Origin of the sequence: Sulfitobacter sp. DSM 110093 (assembly GCF_022788715.1) — a bacterium.
Taxonomy (GTDB): domain Bacteria; phylum Pseudomonadota; class Alphaproteobacteria; order Rhodobacterales; family Rhodobacteraceae; genus Sulfitobacter.
The window spans coordinates 236,244-255,636 of record NZ_CP085167.1 but is presented as its reverse complement, the minus strand read 5'-3'; the positions used below and the strand labels follow the sequence as shown (position 1 = coordinate 255,636).

16 protein-coding genes are annotated in these 19,393 nt (G+C 60.2%); 7 read left to right on the top strand and 9 right to left on the bottom strand.

Annotated elements, in window-relative coordinates; all coding sequences use genetic code 11:
• Nucleotides 1-44 precede the first annotated feature (44 nt).
• Together DSM110093_RS01205 and DSM110093_RS01200 are read right to left on the bottom strand one after the other, a co-directional pair.
• Entirely contained in the window at nt 45-743 is a 699-nt protein-coding gene (locus DSM110093_RS01205; protein ID WP_243266334.1) for a YjbF family lipoprotein, read from the bottom strand.
• Nucleotides 740-1,666, bottom strand: coding sequence for a YjbH domain-containing protein (locus DSM110093_RS01200; RefSeq protein WP_243266333.1), 927 nt, complete (start codon nt 1,664-1,666; stop codon nt 740-742). Before DSM110093_RS01200 ends, DSM110093_RS01205 begins: the two co-directional genes overlap by 4 nt.
• Here DSM110093_RS01200 and DSM110093_RS01195 point away from each other — a divergent pair.
• Nucleotides 1,635-2,114 (top strand): hypothetical protein, encoded by a 480-nt coding sequence (locus tag DSM110093_RS01195; RefSeq protein WP_243266332.1) that lies wholly within the window; start codon nt 1,635-1,637, stop codon nt 2,112-2,114. The genes DSM110093_RS01200 and DSM110093_RS01195 overlap by 32 nt on opposite strands.
• Nucleotides 2,115-2,122: 8 nt before the next feature.
• Here the strand turns inward: DSM110093_RS01195 and DSM110093_RS01190 are convergent, their stop codons facing one another.
• The gene (locus DSM110093_RS01190) at nt 2,123-3,367 is read right to left on the bottom strand and encodes a glycosyltransferase family 4 protein (protein ID WP_243266331.1); all 1,245 of its coding nucleotides are present in this window, start codon (nt 3,365-3,367) and stop codon (nt 2,123-2,125) included.
• A 123-nt stretch (nt 3,368-3,490) separates the two neighbouring features.
• Here DSM110093_RS01190 and ade point away from each other — a divergent pair, with 123 nt between their 5' ends.
• From ade to msrA, 6 genes are all read left to right on the top strand, one after another.
• A complete protein-coding gene (ade, locus tag DSM110093_RS01185; RefSeq protein ID WP_243266330.1) occupies nt 3,491-5,293 on the top strand; it encodes an adenine deaminase in 1,803 nt (600 codons plus the stop codon).
• Nucleotides 5,290-6,753, top strand: coding sequence for an AMP nucleosidase (locus DSM110093_RS01180; protein WP_093927729.1), 1,464 nt, complete (start codon nt 5,290-5,292; stop codon nt 6,751-6,753). The genes ade and DSM110093_RS01180 overlap by 4 nt, the downstream gene beginning before the upstream one ends.
• Nucleotides 6,754-6,880: 127 nt before the next feature.
• Nucleotides 6,881-7,168 carry an HU family DNA-binding protein gene (locus DSM110093_RS01175; protein ID WP_007118569.1) on the top strand — a complete coding sequence of 96 codons (288 nt, stop codon included), beginning with the start codon at nt 6,881-6,883 and terminating at the stop codon, nt 7,166-7,168.
• A gap of 181 nt (nt 7,169-7,349) precedes the next feature.
• Nucleotides 7,350-8,219, top strand: a complete 870-nt coding sequence (locus tag DSM110093_RS01170; protein ID WP_243266329.1) for a DMT family transporter — start codon at nt 7,350-7,352, stop codon at nt 8,217-8,219.
• Nucleotides 8,220-8,298: 79 nt separating this feature from the next.
• The gene (gene msrB / locus DSM110093_RS01165; protein WP_243266328.1) at nt 8,299-8,748 is read left to right on the top strand and encodes a peptide-methionine (R)-S-oxide reductase MsrB; all 450 of its coding nucleotides are present in this window, start codon (nt 8,299-8,301) and stop codon (nt 8,746-8,748) included.
• Complete coding sequence (msrA, locus tag DSM110093_RS01160) at nt 8,745-9,254, top strand: peptide-methionine (S)-S-oxide reductase MsrA (protein WP_243266327.1); 510 nt, start codon at nt 8,745-8,747, stop codon at nt 9,252-9,254. The genes msrB and msrA overlap by 4 nt, the downstream gene beginning before the upstream one ends.
• 29 nt (nt 9,255-9,283) lie before the next feature.
• Here msrA and DSM110093_RS01155 read toward each other — a convergent pair whose 3' ends face one another.
• The 6 genes from DSM110093_RS01155 to gltB form a co-directional block, all read right to left on the bottom strand.
• Nucleotides 9,284-11,290 carry a hydantoinase/oxoprolinase family protein gene (locus tag DSM110093_RS01155; protein ID WP_243266326.1) on the bottom strand — a complete coding sequence of 669 codons (2,007 nt, stop codon included), beginning with the start codon at nt 11,288-11,290 and terminating at the stop codon, nt 9,284-9,286.
• A gap of 11 nt (nt 11,291-11,301) precedes the next feature.
• Nucleotides 11,302-12,348, bottom strand: a complete 1,047-nt coding sequence (gene queG, locus DSM110093_RS01150; protein ID WP_243266325.1) for a tRNA epoxyqueuosine(34) reductase QueG — start codon at nt 12,346-12,348, stop codon at nt 11,302-11,304.
• 22 nt (nt 12,349-12,370) lie between these two features.
• Nucleotides 12,371-13,039, bottom strand: a complete 669-nt coding sequence (locus tag DSM110093_RS01145) for a glutathione S-transferase family protein (protein ID WP_093927724.1) — start codon at nt 13,037-13,039, stop codon at nt 12,371-12,373.
• 58 nt (nt 13,040-13,097) lie between these two features.
• A complete protein-coding gene (mtgA, locus tag DSM110093_RS01140; protein ID WP_243266324.1) occupies nt 13,098-13,832 on the bottom strand; it encodes a monofunctional biosynthetic peptidoglycan transglycosylase in 735 nt (244 codons plus the stop codon).
• A gap of 7 nt (nt 13,833-13,839) precedes the next feature.
• A complete protein-coding gene (locus tag DSM110093_RS01135) occupies nt 13,840-14,544 on the bottom strand; it encodes an SGNH/GDSL hydrolase family protein (protein WP_243266323.1) in 705 nt (234 codons plus the stop codon).
• Nucleotides 14,545-14,764: 220 nt separating this feature from the next.
• Entirely contained in the window at nt 14,765-19,297 is a 4,533-nt protein-coding gene (gene gltB, locus DSM110093_RS01130) for a glutamate synthase large subunit (protein ID WP_243266322.1), read from the bottom strand.
• Between the last annotated feature and the right edge of the window lie 96 nt (nt 19,298-19,393).

The window sequence follows — 19,393 nt, the reverse complement described above, 5'->3', positions numbered from 1 at the left end:
AAGTGGCCCACGCGGGCTCTGGTCACAAGCACCAAGCGGTGAATTTAATCTTTCAACAGATCAATCGCCATATAGCCAAACTGCGGCCCGGCCCATTGCCGCGAGCGGCGGATTTTGCCTGTGCCAGCCTCTACCCAATAGTCATTGCTAAAGGTGGTCTCGCCATAGGCGCAGTCTTCGCGGAAGTGACGGGCCGACAGGCGCCGATCCACGATCTGGATCGTCTCGGACCCCAGATGCGTCACATCGCAAGCAAAGGGCACCGTCTGCGCCGTGCCATCCAGCCGCGCAAGCGTAATCAGCCGTTCGCCCCCGCCGCCCTGTCCGTCGCGCGCCGCGATCACCGTCTGAGCCTCAGCAGAACGCATGTCACCGCCCAGCCCCTTGGTGCCCACCAAAACGCCTTCCCGCAGAATGACCTGTATCTGATCGGACGATTGCCAGACTTCGACCGTGCCCGGTGTGCCATCGGATCGCTGAGCAACCCGCTGGAGGAAGTCTTGCAACCCCGTCTTTTCCGGCACCACCTGCAACACCGCGCCGGGCGTTTTGTCGAGCAACGCACGGGTCACGGTGACCTTGCCCTTGGCGGGTGCCTCTGGCCCCGTGCGGGCCTTGAGAATGGTGAACAGCGTGCTGCCCGCGCTGAACAACGGGCTGCGTTCCGCTTCGCGCCCGCCACCGGCACAGGCGGTCAAAGCAAGGCTGGCGATCAGAAGAAGGCCGGTTGCAAGATGCTTCATTCCCAGACCCTCGACCATTGATCTTCTAATGCGTTGCGGTGGCCACTGCGCACCTGTTCATACAAACGACCCGGCACTTCAAGCCGCGCCCCGCCATCGCGTTGGATGGGCCGGATCGTGGTCGAAACGCTGCGCTTGTCCGGTTCGCCAAGGAACCAACCGATTGGGATCGTCAGGTTGATCCCTTTGTCAAAGGAGCCTTCGCCGAAATCATCAGCCGAAACATCCGTGATGGTGAAGAACCCGCCGACCTTCCAGCCGTTGGCGAATTCGCGCGTCAGGGTGACCGTCGCGCCGACGTCCCCTGCCAGATAGCGGCCTACGTCCAACTGCCCGTGATAGCCGCTGCCCATCTCGTAATAGGCCGAAACATGGCCCGTCGCGACGCTGTAGTCGAGAAAACCCAAACCGCCATCATAGTCGCGTTGCTTCACGTAGTTTGCTTCAACCCCAAGGGCGAGGTTGCTGCTCACCGGCTTCCACAAAAGCTCAGCCGAGACGCCGCCGAACATCCGCTCTAGATAGCCCGCTGAGACCCGCGCATAGAGATCGTTTCCGGCCTTCCATTGCTTGCTTACATAGGCGTTGTCGATGAATGTCTCGCCTTCATTCGCATAGCGCGGCCCATCGGTGCGAACATGTGGCAGAACGGAATTGCTGTCTTGGGATTTATCGCCGACATTGCCAAACAAGCGATGCTTTAGCCCGCCCGCGATCGTCCAACCCGGTGCAGGTCGATAGGCCGCCGTGGCCTCTATGCCGCCATCAAGGCGAACCGGCTCTTCCGGGTCGAAATAGCTGGGGGATACATAGGGGCCGATGGACCAAGCGAAATCGGGATAGAGGTCATCATTCTCTAGAGCATCCGGCAGGCGCGGTGCCGCCTCTCCAATGCCGGCCACGGCCAAAAGCGCATCCTCCATTGATCGGCTTTATGAGAACCCAAGCCTCGACACACGCCTGATCGGCGGTGACAAACTGATCGTCGAGAAAGATCGGCGTTATTTCCTGTCGCTGGGTGCCGCAGGGAGCGAGGCACAGTTTCCCTTTAACCGCGATGATGTCTCGGCGCTGGATGCGCTAGCGATCATTGGGGGCGTGAACGATTCCCGTGCCGACCCCGAGGGCATCTTGATCCTGCGCGAATACCCTGCCAGCGCGGTCAGTGCCGGCGTGCGCGGCCCACGCCGCACGCGGGTTGTTTTCACGCTTGATCTGACAAGTTCTGACGGGCTTTTCTCGGCCCGAAATTTTCATATTCAATCCGGCGATCTGGTACTGGCGACCGAGACACCGCTATCCGATACACGCACCATTCTAGGCATCGTCGGATCGGTCTTTGGCCTTGTGAACACAGCCGGAAATCTCTGAATCTAAGCTCAGATGATCTGCTTGTCCTCGGGTACCAGCGCGTTGATCTGCGCAAGGTGCTCGGGCAGGCAGCAGGTCAGAAAATCATAATTTTCGACCACATGCGTCCGTGCAGCCGGACCAAGATGCGCATGGTCCTGAGGATTGGCCAACACATCGACCACCTGCGCGGCCAAGGCATCAGGATCAAAGAAATCCACCAAAAGCCCGGTCTCTCCATGGGTCACCGCTTCGCGTACCGGGGCCACATCCGCGGCGACAATCGTCGCTTGCATCGACATGGATTCTAGCAGCGACCATGACAGCACAAAGGGCATCGTCAGGTAGATGTGGCAGCGACTGATCTGCACAAGCTTCATGAAATCAGGGTAAGGCACTTTGCCCACGAAATGCACCCGCTCCCAATCGACGGTATCGCCCAGTTCCGTTGCCATCTCTCCGCGCAGCCCGCCGGGGTGGTCGCTTTGCTTCCCATAGGACACCTCATTGCCGCCGACGATCACCACCCGCGCATTCGGTCGCTCGCGCAGGATACGCGGCAAGGCACGCATCATCGTGTGAAAGCCCCGCGTCTTTTCCAAATTGCGCGCCACATAGGTCACAATCTCATCGTCGCGCGTCACCGGTTGCGCCAAGCGCCCCAGCCTTAAACTGACATCCGGGTCCGGTAGCAACTGATCGGTGCGGATACCATCGTGACAGACATACAGCTTGCGATGAAAGCTTTCCGGGAAACGATCACGCTGCCAATAGGTCGGGCAATGGCCCAGATCGACGGTTTCTATATTCGCCAGCGGCACAAGGTTGCGCGCGTGGTTCAGATAGGGCGCATGGGCCGAGATTTTCTCGGCAGGGTCAAACCCCACCATGCCGCCGGTCATGTTATAGTAATATTCGAAATAGCCGATGATCGGCACATCGTGCCAAAGCTGTTTGAAAAAGCTCAACTCCCCCCAGCCGATATGGCCGATGATGATATCGGGACGAAAGCCTTCTTTTTCTTCGATCTGCTGCGCGGCCATGACCGCCCCAAATCCATTGCCTGCGGCCTCTTCCCAGACGGTTGACAGACCGTAGGCTTTGGCATCCGGCCGATGATGCGAACGGTAGACACGGGTTTCGACCCCCGAAAGCTTTGGCGCGTTTTGACGTTGGGTGAGGAAATAAATGCGATGGCCGCCCGCTTGGGCCAACCATTGCAGCAATTCCCGGTACTGACCGGGCATGTTCTGATGCACAAAGAGAAAATTCATCCGACCGTCCCGTCATTACCTTGGTCCACAGTTAGCCCCATGCGTCGCGCTCTGGCAACATGTCGCGCCTTTTCATCATGCCCGCCTGCTTGAACCTCCCCCGCCCCTATGTCACCTTTGGCCATGACAGATAAAACATTCCCCTCTTGGCCCGATGTGGCCGCGCAATTGGTCGAAGTCGCCGCCGGACGGCGCCCCGCTGACACGATCATCACCGGGGGCATCTGGGTAAATGTGCACACCCGCGAATGCCTGCCCGATCATGACATCGCCATTGCCGCCGGGCGCATCGCCTTTGTCGGACCGGATGCCAGCCATTGCCGTGGCGACAACACCCAGATCATCGAGGCAAAGGGCCGCTATATGGTCCCCGGACTCTGTGACGGGCATATGCATATTGAATCCACCATGCTCACCCCAGCCGAGTTCGCCCGCGCCGTGATCCCGCATGGCACGACCTCGGCCTTCACTGACCCACATGAGATCGCCAATGTGCTGGGCCTGAACGGCGTGCGCATGATGCATGACGAAGCGCTGATGCAGCCCATCAACATCTTCACCCAGATGCCCTCCTGCGCGCCTTCTGCGCCGGGGCTGGAGACGACAGGCTTTGAGATCACCGCCGAGGATGTGGCCGAAGCGATGGCATGGCCCGGTATTATCGGCTTGGGCGAGATGATGAATTTCCCCGGTGTCAGCAATGCCGACCCGCAAATGCTGGCCGAGATTGCAGCGACGCAACGCGCGAACAAGACCGTCGGCGGGCATTATGCCTCCCCCGACCTCGGCCCCGCCTTTGCCGCCTATGTCGCTGGTGGCCCGGCGGATGACCACGAAGGCACCTGCGAAGCCGACGCAGTGGCGCGGATGCGGCAGGGGATGCGATCGATGATCCGGCTGGGGAGCGCGTGGTATGACGTGAAAACCCAAATCACCGCGATAACCGAAAAGGGCCTCGACCCGCGCAATATGATCCTCTGCACCGATGACAGCCACTCCGGCACCATCACCAATGAAGGGCATATGAACCGCGTGGTCCGCCATGCCATCGACTGCGGCTGCGACCCTCTGGTCGCGCTGCAAATGGCAACGATCAACACTGCAACACATTTCGGGCTAGAGCGCGAGATCGGTTCGCTGACACCGGGCCGCCGTGCGGATGTGATCCTGTCGTCGGACCTTAAGACACTGCCCGTCGAAATGGTCATTGCCCGTGGCGAGGTTGTCGCGGAAGACGGCGAATGCCGAGTCGATTGCCCGCATTACGACTGGCCCGATATGGCACGCAGCACCGTCAATATGGCCCGCGACCTAAGCGCCGATGCCTTCGACATCCCCGCCCCCGAAGGCGCAAACGCCGTCACGGCCAATGTCATCGGCGTGGTCGAAAACCAAGCGCCAACACGTGCGTTGAAGTTTGAACTGCCGGTCACCGAAGGCCGGGTGCAGGCCACGGGCGAGGTCTGCCAGATCGCGCTGGTCGAACGCCACCGCGCCACCGGCACAGTCACCAACGCTTTCGTCTCGGGCTTTGGCTACGAGGGGCGCATGGCGATGGCCTCTACCGTGGCGCATGACAGCCACCATATGATTGTCGTGGGAACTGATGCCGAACAAATGGCGCTGGCCGCCAACCGGCTGCGGGAGGTTGGCGGCGGCATCACGATCTTCCGCGACGGCGAAGAATTGGCGCTTGTCGCCCTCCCTATCGCCGGATTGATGTCAGATCGCCCCGCCGCTGAGGTGGCCGCCGATGCCGAAGCCCTCGTGCAGGCGATGATCGACTGCGGCTGCAAACTGAACAACGCCTATATGCAGCACTCTCTCTTGGCCCTTGTGGTGATCCCAGAATTGCGGATCTCGGACCTTGGGCTGGTCGATGTGCAGAAATTTGAAATCATCCCATTGTTAGAGCCGCAAACATGACCACAATCCTGACACCGGACACCCCGAACCCCGAAGAGTTTCGCGATGCCACCGCCGCCGTGGACCGGCTGACCGAACTGTACACCAACGCCACCCAGTTCCTGCGCGATGGCTTTGCCAAAGCAATGCAGACCACGGCTCCCGAGGCCCGCATTCGCGCCTTCTATCCCGAAGTGCGTTTTCGCACTTCCTCCTATGCCCATGTCGATACGCGGCTCTCTTTTGGCCATGTCTCCTCTCCCGGCAGTTTTTCCGCGACGATCACACGGCCTGATCTGTTTCGGAATTACCTGATCCAGCAGATTGGGCTGCTTATTGAAAACCACGACCAACCGGTGATTATCGGCCCCTCTAGCACGCCGATCCCGGTGCATTTCGCCATGGGCGGCGATAATGCCATGAATGTGCCGCAAGAGGGTGCCGCCGATTTCACCCTGCGCGATGTCTTTGACGTGCCGGATCTGAGCACCACCAACGACGATATCGTAAATGGCACCTATGTTCCCGAAGATGATGTGCGCCCGCTTGCGCCCTTTACGGCGCAGCGTGTCGACTACTCGCTCGCTCGGCTAGCGCATTACACCGCCACCGATCCAGAGCATTTTCAGACCCATGTTCTTTTCACGAACTACCAGTTCTATGTGACAGAGTTCGAGCAATACGCCCGGACCATGCTGCGCGACCCGGAGAGCGGCTACACGTCGTTCGTCTCAACCGGCAATGCCGAGATCAGCGACCCCGATGCGCCTCTACCCGAGACGCTGAAAACCCCGCAGATGCCGACCTATCACCTGAAACGTGCGGATGGCTCTGGGATCACGCTGGTCAACATCGGTGTCGGCCCATCCAACGCCAAAACAGCGACCGATCATATCGCCGTGCTGCGCCCCCATGCGTGGCTGATGGTCGGCCACTGCGCCGGTCTCCGTAATACGCAGGCTTTGGGCGACTTCGTACTGGCGCATGGCTACCTGCGCGAGGACCACGTGCTCGACGACGATCTGCCGGTCTGGGTGCCGATCCCGGCGCTGGCCGAAATTCAGATCGCGCTAGAGCAGTCGGTGGCGCAGGTCACCCAGCTCGAAGGCTATGAGCTGAAACGCATCATGCGCACCGGCACGGTCGCCACGATCGACAACCGCAACTGGGAATTGCGCGATCAATCCGGCCCGGTGCAACGCCTTAGCCAGTCCCGCGCCGTCGCGCTGGATATGGAAAGTGCGACCATCGCCGCCAATGGCTACCGTTTCCGCGTTCCCTACGGCACGCTGCTCTGCGTTTCTGACAAGCCGCTTCATGGCGAGTTGAAACTGCCCGGAATGGCCTCGGATTTCTATAAATCGCAGGTTGCACGGCATTTGATGATCGGCATTCGCGCGATGGAACTGTTGCGCCGCATGCCGCTAGAGAGAATTCACAGCCGAAAATTGCGTTCCTTCGACGAAACTGCGTTCCTGTAAGGCTAAAAACAGCGGAAAATCGCATGTTTTCGCGTTTAGAGCGCCACAATTCGTTGTGTTATCCCACAACATACCGTTACATTCCGGCCATGAGGCCCTAAAACGCGGGCAGTCTAAGGAGAATAAAATGGCAAAACCGATGACCAAGACCCAGCTCGTTGCTGCTCTGGCAGAAGAGATGGACACCGACAAGAAATCCGCAGGCGCAGCGCTCGACGCCGTTTGCAACCTGATCACCCGTGAAGTGTCCGCCGGCGGTGCCGTGACCCTGCCGGGCGTTGGCAAAATCTATTGCCGTGAGCGCCCCGAGCGGATGGTCCGCAACCCCGCCACTGGCGAGCAGTTCAAAAAAGACGCCGACAAAGTGGTCAAGATGACCATCGCGAAGGCACTGAAGGACAGCGTGAACGAGTAAGCCTTGGGCTGAATGTTCGCGAAAGGGTCGCCTTCGGGCGGCCCTTTTTCGTTGGAAGATGATGAGTGAAGGCGCCTGCGCCTTGTTTCCTGGCTTGGTGGTATTTTCTACCTTCTTCCCACCTTGTTCTCCTTCTTCAAACCCGCCATTGCTTAGCAAGTTCAGAACAGGGGGCATTTTCGTGGACATACGCGCAATTCTCATGGGCTTGGCCTTTGCCGTGATGTGGTCTTCGGCCTTCACCTCGGCGCGTATCATCGTCATGGACGCCTCGCCGCTACTGGCCCTTTCCCTCCGCTACCTAATCTCTGGCCTCATCGGTGTCGGCATCGCCCTGGCCTTGGGCCAAAGCTGGCGCCTTACCCCCGCGCAATGGCGTGCCACGATCGTTTTTGGCGTTTTGCAAAACGCAGTCTACCTCGGCCTAAACTTCATCGCCATGCAAACGATCGAAGCCTCCCTCGCCGCGATCATTGCCTCTACGATGCCATTGCTTGTCGGCTTCGCTGTTTGGGCCTTCATGGGTGAAAAACTCCGCCCGCTCGGCATCGCGGGTCTTTTTGCCGGCGTGCTGGGTGTTGCCATCATCATGGGCGCGCGCCTTGGCGGCCAAGTTGACCTCTACGGTCTCATACTCTGCGCAATCGGCGTTGTCGCCCTTACCGCAGCCACCCTGCTGGTACGCGGGGCGACCTCTGGCGGTAATTTCCTCATGGTCGTCGGCTTGCAAATGCTGGTGGGCTGCGTGGCCCTCTCTATCGCTACCCTCTTGTTCGAGACACCGCGCATCGACCCCAGCCTGCGCCTAACGCTGGCCTTCGCCTATACCTGCCTTGTGCCCGGCCTTGCTGCTACCGTGGTCTGGTTCTGGCTCGTAAACCGCATCGGCGCCACGCGGGCTGCGACGTTTCACTTCCTCAATCCGTTCTTCGGCGTGGCCATTGCGGCACTGTTGCTGGGTGAAATGCTCGGACCCCGCGACATCCTTGGTGTGGCGATCATCGCGGGCGGCATCCTTGCCGTGCAAGTCTCGCGCCAGCGCAAGGCATAACGCCAGTGTGAGCCGCAAACCCTTTGAATTTCGCGGCCACACCCCATCTAATAGGCCAAGCCCATAACTGGAGGACGCCATGCCCCATTACGAGAAAACGAACGAAGCCCTTGATGCACTCAGCCCTGAGGAGTTCCACGTCACCCAACGCAGCGGCACCGAACGTCCCGGCACAGGTAAATACCTGAGCAACAAAGAGCCGGGCATCTATGTCGATATCGTTTCGGGCGAGCCCTTGTTCGCCAGCAGTGACAAATACGAGAGCGGTTGCGGCTGGCCCAGCTTTACCAAACCGATCGAGCCCGCCTATGTCGAAGAGCTTGAGGATGCCACCCTCGGCATGGTCCGCACCGAGGTCCGCAGCAAGCATGGCGACAGCCACCTTGGCCACGTCTTTCCCGACGGCCCCCCCGACCGTGGCGGCCTGCGCTACTGCATCAACTCCGCCTCCCTGCGGTTTGTCCACCGCGACGACATGGAAGCCGAAGGCTATGGCGAGTACCTTAACCAAGTGGAGAATGTGACATGACGACCGAACGCGCAGTACTGGCCGGTGGCTGTTTCTGGGGCATGCAAGACCTGATCCGCCGCCGCCTCGGCGTGGTCTCGACCCGCGTTGGCTATACCGGTGGCGATGTGCCCAATGCGACCTATCGCGACCACGGCACCCATGCCGAAGGGATTGAGATCACTTTTGACCCAGAAAAGACCTCTTACCGCGAATTGCTGGAGTTCTTTTTCCAGATCCACGACCCCACCACGATCAACCGCCAAGGCAATGATCGCGGCATGAGCTACCGCTCTGCGATCTACTATGTGAACGACGAACAAAAAGCCGTGGCCGAAGATACAATTGCCGATGTGGAAGCATCCGGCCTTTGGCCTGGTAAAGTGGTCACCGAAGTTGAGCCGGTCGGTGATTTCTGGGAAGCCGAGACTGAGCATCAGGATTACCTTGAGCGTCTGCCCAACGGCTATACCTGCCACTTCCCCCGTGCGGATTGGGTGCTACCAAAACGCGAAGCAGCCGAGTAACACCGCAGCCCCCGGCCCCGCGCCGGGGGTTAGCCCACGGCCACGCGTGGCCGTCCCGAGGCTTCGACGGTAAGCTCTGCCTCAACGAAAACCTCCCGCCCTTCGACTCCCGCCGTGCGGATGTCGCGCGTCACTTGGCATTCAATCTCAACCGCCCCTGCGGATTCGGCGCGGGCGCGGGCGGCCTTGGTCAGAACAGTCTCTAATTGGGCCAAAGCGCTCTCCGCATCTGGGAAATCCTTTGGCCCTTCAACTAGATGCACCCGGAACTTCCCTTCGCCCGGCGATGTCACACTGCCGCTTTCGCGCGTGATGACCCGCCCCACCACCGCACCAATGGCGTTGGCGACGGCGGCATGTTCAGGCAGGATCATCTGGGTACCCAAGGCTTCTCCGACTGCCGGGTAATAGGTCGATGCCGAAGCGCCAAGCCCGACAATCGGCATGTTCAGACCCGCATCGATCCGCAACACCCCCCGGTGCCCCGCCAGCCCGCGTTGCAATAACACATGGCGCGCCAAGGTTTCTGGGGGAAGGCCAAAATCGGTGCCTTCCTCGGCAAAAGCAGTCTCTAACAACGCCTGATTGGTCTGATAGGTAAGACGGCCAATAATGATCTGCGCCAGCGCTTCCGGCTTAGGGCAGAACTGTAGTCCAGACCCACCGCGCTTGCGCCCGAAAAGCTCAAGCGCCTTACGGGCGGCACCGCGATCCCATGCCGAAAGCTGCCCGGTCACATGGCTCGCGTCCGATGGGGTGACCCCTGCGACCTGAACCAGCCCACGCGCCACCAGCCGCGCCAGTGCGCCTTGTTCCATCCGATTGCGCAGCACATCTCCCAAGGGGCGCACCGCGTCACCGATCCGATCCAGCAGGGACAGGTCCCGTGGCGCCAGCCCTTCGGTCGCCTGCCCCGGTACGGCGCGAACAAAGCGGCCATCATGCTCCCCTGGGACGTTGCGGCGCAACTGTGCGTCTAGCGCGGTATGCACCACCTCTGGCGCGTCGACAGCGATCAGAGAGACGGGCAGCAAACGTTTTGGCCCAAGCGTCACCCCCGCCGTCAGCCCTTCGGCTATGAAATGCACTTCGCTGTCACCGCCCAGACCATGGGTGCGCATCGCCACGGCCTCGACCATGGTGCGGTATGGCCCCACTTGCGCACCTGCTGGATCAATCGCCGGACGCCCATCACGCAGCAACGCCACATCCGTCGTTGTGCCGCCAATGTCAGAAACCATCGCCGTTTCGGCCCCCGTCAACCAGCGCGCGCCGACCAGTGACGCCGCCGGGCCACTGAGGATCGTCTCTATCGGTCTTTGGCGGGCCTGCGCGCTCGACATCAGGGCCCCATCGCCGCGCACCACCATCATCGGGGCGTCGATGCCCAAGGCACGCAATTGGTCTTCGGTGCGCCCGATCAGCTGGTCAATCATGCCGATCAACCGCGCGTTTAATAAGGCAGTTAAGGCACGTTTCGGGCCATTAAGCTTGGCGGAAAGAGTGTGGGAGGCAGAAATCGGGCGGCCCGCCCTCTGCGCCACCAGTTCCATCACCCGCAACTCATGCGCAGGATTGCGGGTGGCGAATTGGCTGGCCACGGCGAAACCGCTTACCTCATGCTTGTGTGTCTCTAAAAAGGCGATTAGCGCGGTTTCGTCCAGCGCCGCAGCCTCTGCCCCGGCGTGGTCATGGCCCCCGGCCAGCAAGAGGAACGGATCGCCGCGCAGCGCGTCAGCTAGGCTATGTGCCTCCAGATCGCGCGCGGGAAACCCAACATAAATCAGCGCCACGCGGCCGCCCTGTCCTTCGACCAGCGCGTTGGTGGCAAGGGTCGTCGACAGCGACGCCATTGCGATCTCGGCCGCTGCCACACCGGATTGCGCCAGCACAGCGCTAACAGCTTTGCCAACGCCAATTGCCAAATCTTGACGGGTTGTCAGGGCCTTGGCCGACGCGATCACGTCGACTTCATCGCGGATCAGCACCGCATCCGTATAGGTGCCGCCCGTGTCCACGCCCAGTAAAACCGCCAATGGCGCGCCCCCTATGCCAATCGCTCTACCGCCCAACGCGCTGCATCAGCAACAGTCGGATCAGCATCTTCGGTCAAAGATTGCGCCGCACTGCGCAGCGGTGCCAGCCCCGAATTCCCTATCGCATAGAGCACGTTGCGCACAAACCGATCCCGCCCGATCCGCTTGATCGGAGAGCCCGAGTAACGCGCGCGAAAGGCGGTATCGTCCAGTGCGGCAAGCTCGGCCAGATCGGCAGGCTGCACTACTGGCCCGTGATAGCGCATATCGCTCGCCGTCACGGCGAACTTGTTCCATGGGCATGCGGCAAGGCAATCGTCGCAACCATAGATCCGGTTGCCCAGCTTTTCGCGGAGTTCCAGATCAACGGGGCCTTTATGCTCAATCGTCAGATAGGAAATGCAGCGCCGCGCGTCGAGTTGATAGGGGCCGGGAAAAGCATCTGTCGGACAGACATCAAGGCAAGCGCGACAGGAACCACAGTGATCGACCTCTTGCGCGTCTGGGGCAAGGTCCAGCGTGGTGAAAACAGAGCCTAAAAAGGCCCAGTTGCCGAACTTACGGCTTAGCAGATTGGTATGCTTCCCCTGCCAGCCCAGCCCCGCCGCCTGCGCCAAGGCTTTTTCGGGCACCGGGGCAGTATCGACAAAAACCTTCACCTCAGGGTCAGCCGCGCGCGCCTCTTCCATCAGCCAACGCGCCAGCCGCTTCAGCCGTTTCTTGACGATATCGTGGTAGTCACGCCCCTGCGCATAGACCGAGATGGCACCCTTGTCGGGATGCTCCAACACCGCGCGGGGGTCATGTTCGGGGGTATAGCTTTCGGCCAGCATGATGACCGACCGCGCCTCGGGCCAGAGGGCGGCAGGATTGCCGCGCCAGTGCATCCGGTCTTCCATCCAGCCCATCTGCCCATGATACCCGGCCTCAACAAAACGAGCGAGGCGTTCGGGCACTTCGGGGACATCGGCAGGGCGGCAAATACGGCAGGCAACAAAGCCTTCTTCAAGCGCTCGCGCGACCAGTCGTGTCTTCAGGTCTTCGCTGTCCACGGTCACCTTCTTGGCGCCCCGAACGCCATCAGAAATCCAAGTTGTTGTATTGCCTTGGCGGCGGGAAACCCGGAACTTGATCCGCAAGGATCGAGCGGAAAGCCGGGCGGGATTTGATCTTGGCGTACCAGTCTTTGACCACATCCGACCGGTTCCAATCGACATCGGAAATATAGTCGAGCGAGGACAGATGTGCCGCAGCCGCAAAATCGGCCAGTGTCATCACGTCGCCCGCCAACCACCGGCGGTGATCCAGCAGCCACGTCATATAGTCCAGATGGTACTTGATCGCCTTGGCCCCGGCTTTGACGTTCTTACTGTCCGGATAGCCCTGTTTGGTGACTTTCTTATTTACCCGCTCATAAAGCAGTTTGGATGTCACCTCATGGTGGAACTTATCATCGAACCAACTGACCAATCGGCGCACCTCAAGCCGCTGCACCGGGTCGCTGGGCAGCAGAGACGCTTCGGGGCGGGTCTCTTCGATATATTCGCAGATCGCGGCGCTTTCGGACATCATGATCCCGTCGAGCCGCAGAACGGGCACCTTGCCCGCCGGGTTACGGCGCAGAAAATCCGGGTCTTGCTCCCAGTAACGTTCCTCAACCAGTTCCACCTCGATCTTCTTCTCCCCAAGGCTGAGCCGCACCTTGCGACAAAAGGGGGACAAGGGAACGTGAAACAAGCGAGCCGTCATAAGAAGTCCGTGTGATTAAAGGGATTGCACTCTTCCATGCCTGCTGGCGCAGGGATTTTCAACTGTCGAAACAGGCGGCACGACCGTCCGCGCGGATGGTCGCCGCCCCGTCCATAATCTGCGCCGTGCGCTTGCGGGTAAAGTCACTAGGGCGCGAGGCAGAGCGGTCTTTGGGCGCGGGTAGAATAGCGGCGAGCCGCGCCGCCTGTGTCGCACTAAGCTCTGCGGCGCTGACCCCAAAGTAATGCGGGGCCGCCGCGCCGACACCAAACACGCCTTCGTCAAACTCTGCCACGTTCAGGTAAACCTCAATAATCCGCCGCTTGGGCCAAAGCGCTTCGACCAACGGCGTCATCCCCGCCTCCATCGCTTTGCGTATCCACGACCGGCCATGCCAGAGATAGACATTCTTGACCGTCTGCTGGCTGATCGTCGATGCCCCGCGTTCAGAGCCGTTTTCGATCGCGGTGCGGATCGCCTCCATGTCAAAGCCCCAATGGTTGCAGAAATTCGCATCCTCCGCTGCCACGGCAGAGCGGGCCATGACCGGGGCAATCTGGTTCAGCGGCACCCAATCGCGCTGAACCCCACCCAAACGGCGGCTTTCGGAAAACATGTAGACGCCGGTGGGCGGGTTAACGAACCGAAAAAGCAGCACCAGCAAAACCACCAATGCGCCAGACAAAAGGGCTGCACCAAACAGCCAGCGGGTGACCCGTTCTTTCAACGTGATTCTTGGCGCGGCTTTGCGGCGGGTTTGGCCTTTTGAGGCGGTCTTTTTGCGCGTGGTCATGAATTAGCTATAGGCTGCTCGCAGGGATTTGTGAACTTTTCTCACGCGCGGTGATCTCTTGCGCGAGATAGGCACCGATCCGGGCCGATCCACGAGCGGAGGGATGAACGTTGTCCCCTGCGAAAAGCCCACGATCCCCCCGGTCGATCACGTTCTCGGAATCGACGAAATAGATTCCCGGGCGACCTGCGGCAAAAGTGGCGATGCGGGATTCGATTTCGACCAGATCATCGCGGCAGCCCGCGAAGGAACCGGAGCCAGAACCGGCGTAATACCCCATCCACATGACTTGCGCGCCTGTTTCGGCGCTAAGCCTTTGCAGAAAAGCCGGAATGCTGCCGCTTTGACCGTCCGGGCCGATCAGCGCATTCACGGATGCGCCGCAGGCACCACAGCCGCAATCGGCGCTTAGATCATTAGCCCCGCCGTTAACCACCACCCAATTCCAGCGCCCGCCGGGGAACTGCCTTTGAATGTCAAAGCCGACGGCAGAGGCGATGGTCGAGCCATTGTCGAACTGTGCGCCGGGAACCGCGCGGCTGGTGACGCTGCGGCCCGTTTGGTTGGAAATGACATCGGGGATCGCCGCGTTGCCGTTCCACGCCATAATGGAATCGCCCAACACAAGGATGTCGCCCCCGCCACGCGGTGCGGTGTCGGTGCAGGCGCTGAGGCCTGTGATTATCAGCAATACCGCTAGAATTCTTCGCATGATCTGCCTCCCGTGGAGAGGCAGAGGTAGCGCAGACAATTTTGAATACCACCCCCGCCCGGAATCAAGCCGCAGGCGCCGGGCCATCGCCTGCCCGTACCCGCGGGCTGGCGATTTGGGGAACCTTGGCGCAACTCTGCAGAGTCACGCCAAAGCTGATCTATTAAGCGGCACGAAGGACCGTCGCAATCACCACCCCACGGGCAGCCGATGGCCCTTGTTACTCTGCCGGAACTGCCGCCTCTTCCACGCTCAGTGGCGCAGGCAGATGCACCAGCATCTCTTTCGGGCAGACCTGCAAGAAGTTGTGCTTCTCCGTGTCCCAATGCTGGAGGATATCCGCGCCCTTGCGGCTGTTGGTCTCCGCTACATGACGCTCAATCAACCCATGCAACTGATTCAGCCAATGCTCTACAGTGACCGCACAGGTCACAATGGTTTCGGCATTCATCAGCTTCGGCGCCAGCCCTTCGGGATCATACAAATAGGCCATCCCCCCGGTCATCCCGGCGGCAAAGTTCGCGCCGATCTCACCAAGGATCACCGCCACACCGCCGGTCATATATTCACAACCGTTGCTGCCACAGCCTTCGATCACCACATGCGCGCCCGAGTTGCGCACGGCAAAACGCTCGCCCGCGCGGCCCGCGGCAAAGAGATAGCCCGCCGTCGCACCATAAAGCACCGTGTTGCCGATGATCGTATTCTCCGACGCCACAATCGGGCTCGCCATCGTTGGCCGTACCACAATCGTACCGCCCGACAGGCCTTTGCCGACATAGTCGTTGGCATCGCCCGAGACTTCCAGCTTTAACCCTGGCGCCGCAAAAGCGCCCAAAGATTGCCCGGCGCTGCCGGTCAGCTTCACCGTCAGGTGATCCGGCTGCAAGGAATTGCGCATCCCGAACCGCTTGACGATATGGCTGCTGACCCGCGTGCCCACGGTGCGGTGCGTATTCTGCACCGCATAGGACAGCTGCATCTTCTCACCGTCTTCCAAGAACCGCGCCGCATCGCGCACGATCTGAGAATCCAGCGTATCAAGCACCACCTGACGCGGCTTGTCGCGGTCATAGACGTTCTCATGCGCGCCATCGACGGTAATCAACAGCGGGTTCAGGTCCAGATCATCCAAATGCGCAGAGCCTCGGCTGACCTGCGTCAACAGGTCCGCACGGCCGATGACTTCATCAAGGCTGCGTGCCCCGATGCTGGCCAGAATCTCGCGCACTTCGGTCGCGTAGAAGGTGATGAGGTTCACCACTTTGTCAGCATTGCCGGTGAACTTGCCACGCAGGGCTTCGTCTTGGGTGCAGACGCCCACAGGGCAGGTGTTCGACTGGCACTGACGCACCATGATACAGCCCATGGCGATCAACGCGGCGGTGCCGATGCCATATTCCTCGGCCCCCATCATCGCCGCCATGACGATGTCGCGCCCGGTGCGCAGGCCGCCATCGGTGCGCAATGTCACCCGGTCGCGCAGGTTGTTCATCGACAGAACCTGATGCGCCTCGGTCAGGCCCATCTCCCACGGCAGACCCGCATATTTGATCGAAGTCGCAGGCGAGGCCCCGGTGCCGCCGTTATGGCCCGAAATCAGGATGATGTCGGCCTTGGCCTTGGCCACGCCCGCAGCAATCGTGCCGACACCGCTCGACGCCACCAGCTTGACCGTCACCTTGCAGCGCGGGTTGATCTGCTTGAGATCATAGATCAGCTGCGCAAGGTCTTCGATTGAGTAGATATCGTGGTGCGGCGGGGGCGAGATCAGCGTCACGCCCTTGGTCGAATGCCGCAGCCGCGCGATCAGATCAGTAACCTTCATCCCCGGAAGCTGTCCACCCTCACCGGGCTTCGCGCCCTGCGCGACCTTGATCTCCAGTTCTTCGCACTGGTTCAGATACTCCGCCGTCACACCAAAGCGCCCGGAGGCCACCTGTTTGATCTTGGCCGACGGGTTGTCACCATTGGCCTCAGGCACGAAATGCGCGGGATCTTCGCCGCCTTCGCCGCTGTCAGACTTCGCACCGATGCGGTTCATCGCCACGTTCAGCGTTTTATGCGCTTCGGGCGACAGCGCGCCCAACGACATGCCCGGCGTTACGAACCGCTTACGGATCGAGGTGATGCTTTCCACCTCCTCCAATGGCACAGGATTGCCGCGCGGCTTGATGTCGAGCAGATCGCGCAGATGGATCGGCGGGTTGCTCTGCATCTTCTTCGAATACTGCTGCCACATCTGAAAAGAGGCGCGGTTACAGGCCATTTGCAGCATATGCATGCTGCTGGCTTCCCACGCATGTTTCTCGCCAGTTTTGCGCTGCTTGTAAAAACCGCCGATGGGCATGACGACGCCATCACCCTGCCAGCCACGCGCGTGGACTTCTTCGGCTTTGCGTTGAATGCCTACCACGCCGATGCCGCTGATGCGGCTGGTCATGCCGGGGAAATACTCCGCGCACATGGCGCGGCTCAGGCCTACGGCTTCAAAGTTCAAACCACCACGGTAGGAGGAGATCACGCTGATCCCCATCTTTGCCATGATCTTGAGCAGGCCTTGGTCGATCGCCTCACGGTATTTTTGTACCGCTTGCGTCAACGTCATATCCAGCAGGCCGCGCCCGATCCGGTCGGCCAAGGAATCCTCGGCCAGATAGGCGTTCACTACGGTCGCACCGCAACCCACCAACACGGCAAAGTAATGCGGATCAACACATTCCGCCGAGCGCACGTTCAGCGACGTAAAGGTCCGCAAGCCTTTGCGCACCAAATGGCTGTGCACCGCACTGGTGGCAAGGATCATCGGCATCGCGACTTTGTCTGCGTCGCTGTACTGATCGGTCAGCACCAGATGCCCCGCGCCAGAGCGCACTGCATCCTCGGCCTCGGCCCGAATGCGCGCCAGCCCGGCACTTAGGTTACTGCTGCCTGCTTCAAAGGTACAATCAATGGTGACGGTATGCACCTTGAACTGCGACATCAGTTCTTCGAACTGAGCGTTGCCGACAAAGGGGCTGTCGAGCACCAGAATCTCGGTCTGGCTGCTGTCTTCGTCCAGCACGTTCTTTAGGTTCCCGAACCGGGTCTTAAGGCTCATCACCCGGAATTCACGCAAGCTGTCAATCGGCGGGTTGGTAACTTGGCTAAAGTTCTGGCGGAAGAAGTGACTGAGGGGGCGGTACTGCCCGCTCAAAACAGCCGAGGGCGTGTCATCACCCATCGACGCCAGCGTCTCTTTACCGTCCTCGGCCATCGGCGCGAGGATCTGCTCCAACTCTTCGATGGTATAACCCGCCGCAACCTGACGACGGCGCAGGTCATTGCCCTCAAAGAGCGGCTTTTCAGTGACCGCGCTTAGCGCGTCATCCAACTCATGGATCTTGCCAACCCAATCGCCAAAGGGCTGGTTGCCTGAAAGCTTGTCTTTGATTTCAGTATCGTGGAACAGCTTGCCCTCAGTCATATCGACGGCAATCATCTGCCCCGGCCCAAGCGCGCCTTTGGCCACAACACGTGCTTCGTCCAGCGGCACCATACCGGCTTCGGAACCCGCGATCAGCATACCATCAGAAGTCACCACATAGCGCATTGGACGCAGACCGTTCCGGTCAAGCCCGGCGCAAACCCAACGCCCATCGGTCATCGCCAGCGCGGCTGGGCCGTCCCATGGTTCCATCACCGAGTTGCAGTAGGAATACATGTCGCGCCACGCTTGGGGCAGCTCCACGGCCAGTTTGGACCACGACTCGGGCACCAGCATCGTCTTGGCCATCGGCGCTGAGCGGCCTGCGCGCACCAACACCTCAAACACCGAATCCAAGGCAGCAGAGTCGCTCGACCCGGCTGCGACGATCGGTTTGATATCTTCAGCCATGTCACCAAAGGTCGAAGATGCCATGCGGATTTCGTGACTCTTCATCCAGTTGGTGTTGCCTTTCAGCGTGTTAATTTCGCCGTTATGCGCCAACATGCGGAAGGGCTGCGCCAGCCACCACTGCGGGAAGGTGTTCGTCGAATAGCGCTGGTGATAGATCGCAAAGGCGCTGATGAACTTATCATCTTTCAGGTCGGGATAGAATTCGGCCACCTGTTCGGCCAGCATCATGCCCTTGTAGATGATGCTGCGGCAGGACATCGACGCGATATACATCTGTGGCACCTGCGCGGCGATCGCGGCTTTCTCAATCCGGCGGCGGATCACGTATAGCTCACGCTCGAATGTCTCTTCATCCACGCCCTTGGCGTTAGAGATCAGGATTTGCTCAATCTCGGGCCGTGTCGCATTGGCCTTATCGCCCAGCACTGAGATATCAACCGGCACATGGCGCCAGCCGTAGATATAATAGCCCATGCGCAGCACTTCGGTTTCCACGATGGTCCGGCATGTCTCTTGTGCGGCAAAGTTGGTGCGCGGCAGGAACACTTGCCCCACAGCAATCAGCTCATTTTCACGGGGGGTATGGCCGGTACGGCGCACCTGATCGTAAAAGAACGGCACGGGGATCTGCAGGTGAATGCCCGCACCATCGCCGGTCATCCCATCAGCATCTACCGCGCCACGGTGCCAGATCGCCTTTAACGCGTTAATCCCGTTCGAGACAACTTCGCGGGTCTTTTCGCCGTTGATGTTAACCACCAGTCCAACACCGCAAGAGGAATGTTCCTCTTCGAAGCTATACATACCCTTTTCGGCCATCATCGCGCGTTTGGCTTCTTCGCGGGCTACCCAGGCGTCATCATATTTGGTCATGGCTTGGTTCCTTCCACAAATGCCGCAAATCTTGCTGTGACTTCGGCCTTGGTTTTGGTTTCTTGCGTCCCGGCAAAGTCATGACCTGCGGGTTTC

What these genes read in the sequence shown, in the direction of transcription:
- DSM110093_RS01205 (WP_243266334.1), bottom strand. Translation starts at nt 743, where the DNA reads ATGAAGCATCTTGCAACCGGCCTTCTTCTGATCGCCAGCCTTGCTTTG.
- DSM110093_RS01195 (WP_243266332.1), top strand. Translation starts at nt 1,635, where the DNA reads ATGCCGGCCACGGCCAAAAGCGCATCCTCCATTGATCGGCTTTATGAG.
- DSM110093_RS01200 (WP_243266333.1), bottom strand. Translation starts at nt 1,666, where the DNA reads ATGGAGGATGCGCTTTTGGCCGTGGCCGGCATTGGAGAGGCGGCACCG.
- DSM110093_RS01190 (WP_243266331.1), bottom strand. Translation starts at nt 3,367, where the DNA reads ATGAATTTTCTCTTTGTGCATCAGAACATGCCCGGTCAGTACCGGGAA.
- ade (WP_243266330.1), top strand. Translation starts at nt 3,491, where the DNA reads ATGACAGATAAAACATTCCCCTCTTGGCCCGATGTGGCCGCGCAATTG.
- DSM110093_RS01180 (WP_093927729.1), top strand. Translation starts at nt 5,290, where the DNA reads ATGACCACAATCCTGACACCGGACACCCCGAACCCCGAAGAGTTTCGC.
- DSM110093_RS01175 (WP_007118569.1), top strand. Translation starts at nt 6,881, where the DNA reads ATGGCAAAACCGATGACCAAGACCCAGCTCGTTGCTGCTCTGGCAGAA.
- msrB (WP_243266328.1), top strand. Translation starts at nt 8,299, where the DNA reads ATGCCCCATTACGAGAAAACGAACGAAGCCCTTGATGCACTCAGCCCT.
- msrA (WP_243266327.1), top strand. Translation starts at nt 8,745, where the DNA reads ATGACGACCGAACGCGCAGTACTGGCCGGTGGCTGTTTCTGGGGCATG.
- DSM110093_RS01145 (WP_093927724.1), bottom strand. Translation starts at nt 13,039, where the DNA reads ATGACGGCTCGCTTGTTTCACGTTCCCTTGTCCCCCTTTTGTCGCAAG.
- mtgA (WP_243266324.1), bottom strand. Translation starts at nt 13,832, where the DNA reads ATGACCACGCGCAAAAAGACCGCCTCAAAAGGCCAAACCCGCCGCAAA.
- DSM110093_RS01135 (WP_243266323.1), bottom strand. Translation starts at nt 14,544, where the DNA reads ATGCGAAGAATTCTAGCGGTATTGCTGATAATCACAGGCCTCAGCGCC.
- gltB (WP_243266322.1), bottom strand. Translation starts at nt 19,297, where the DNA reads ATGACCAAATATGATGACGCCTGGGTAGCCCGCGAAGAAGCCAAACGC.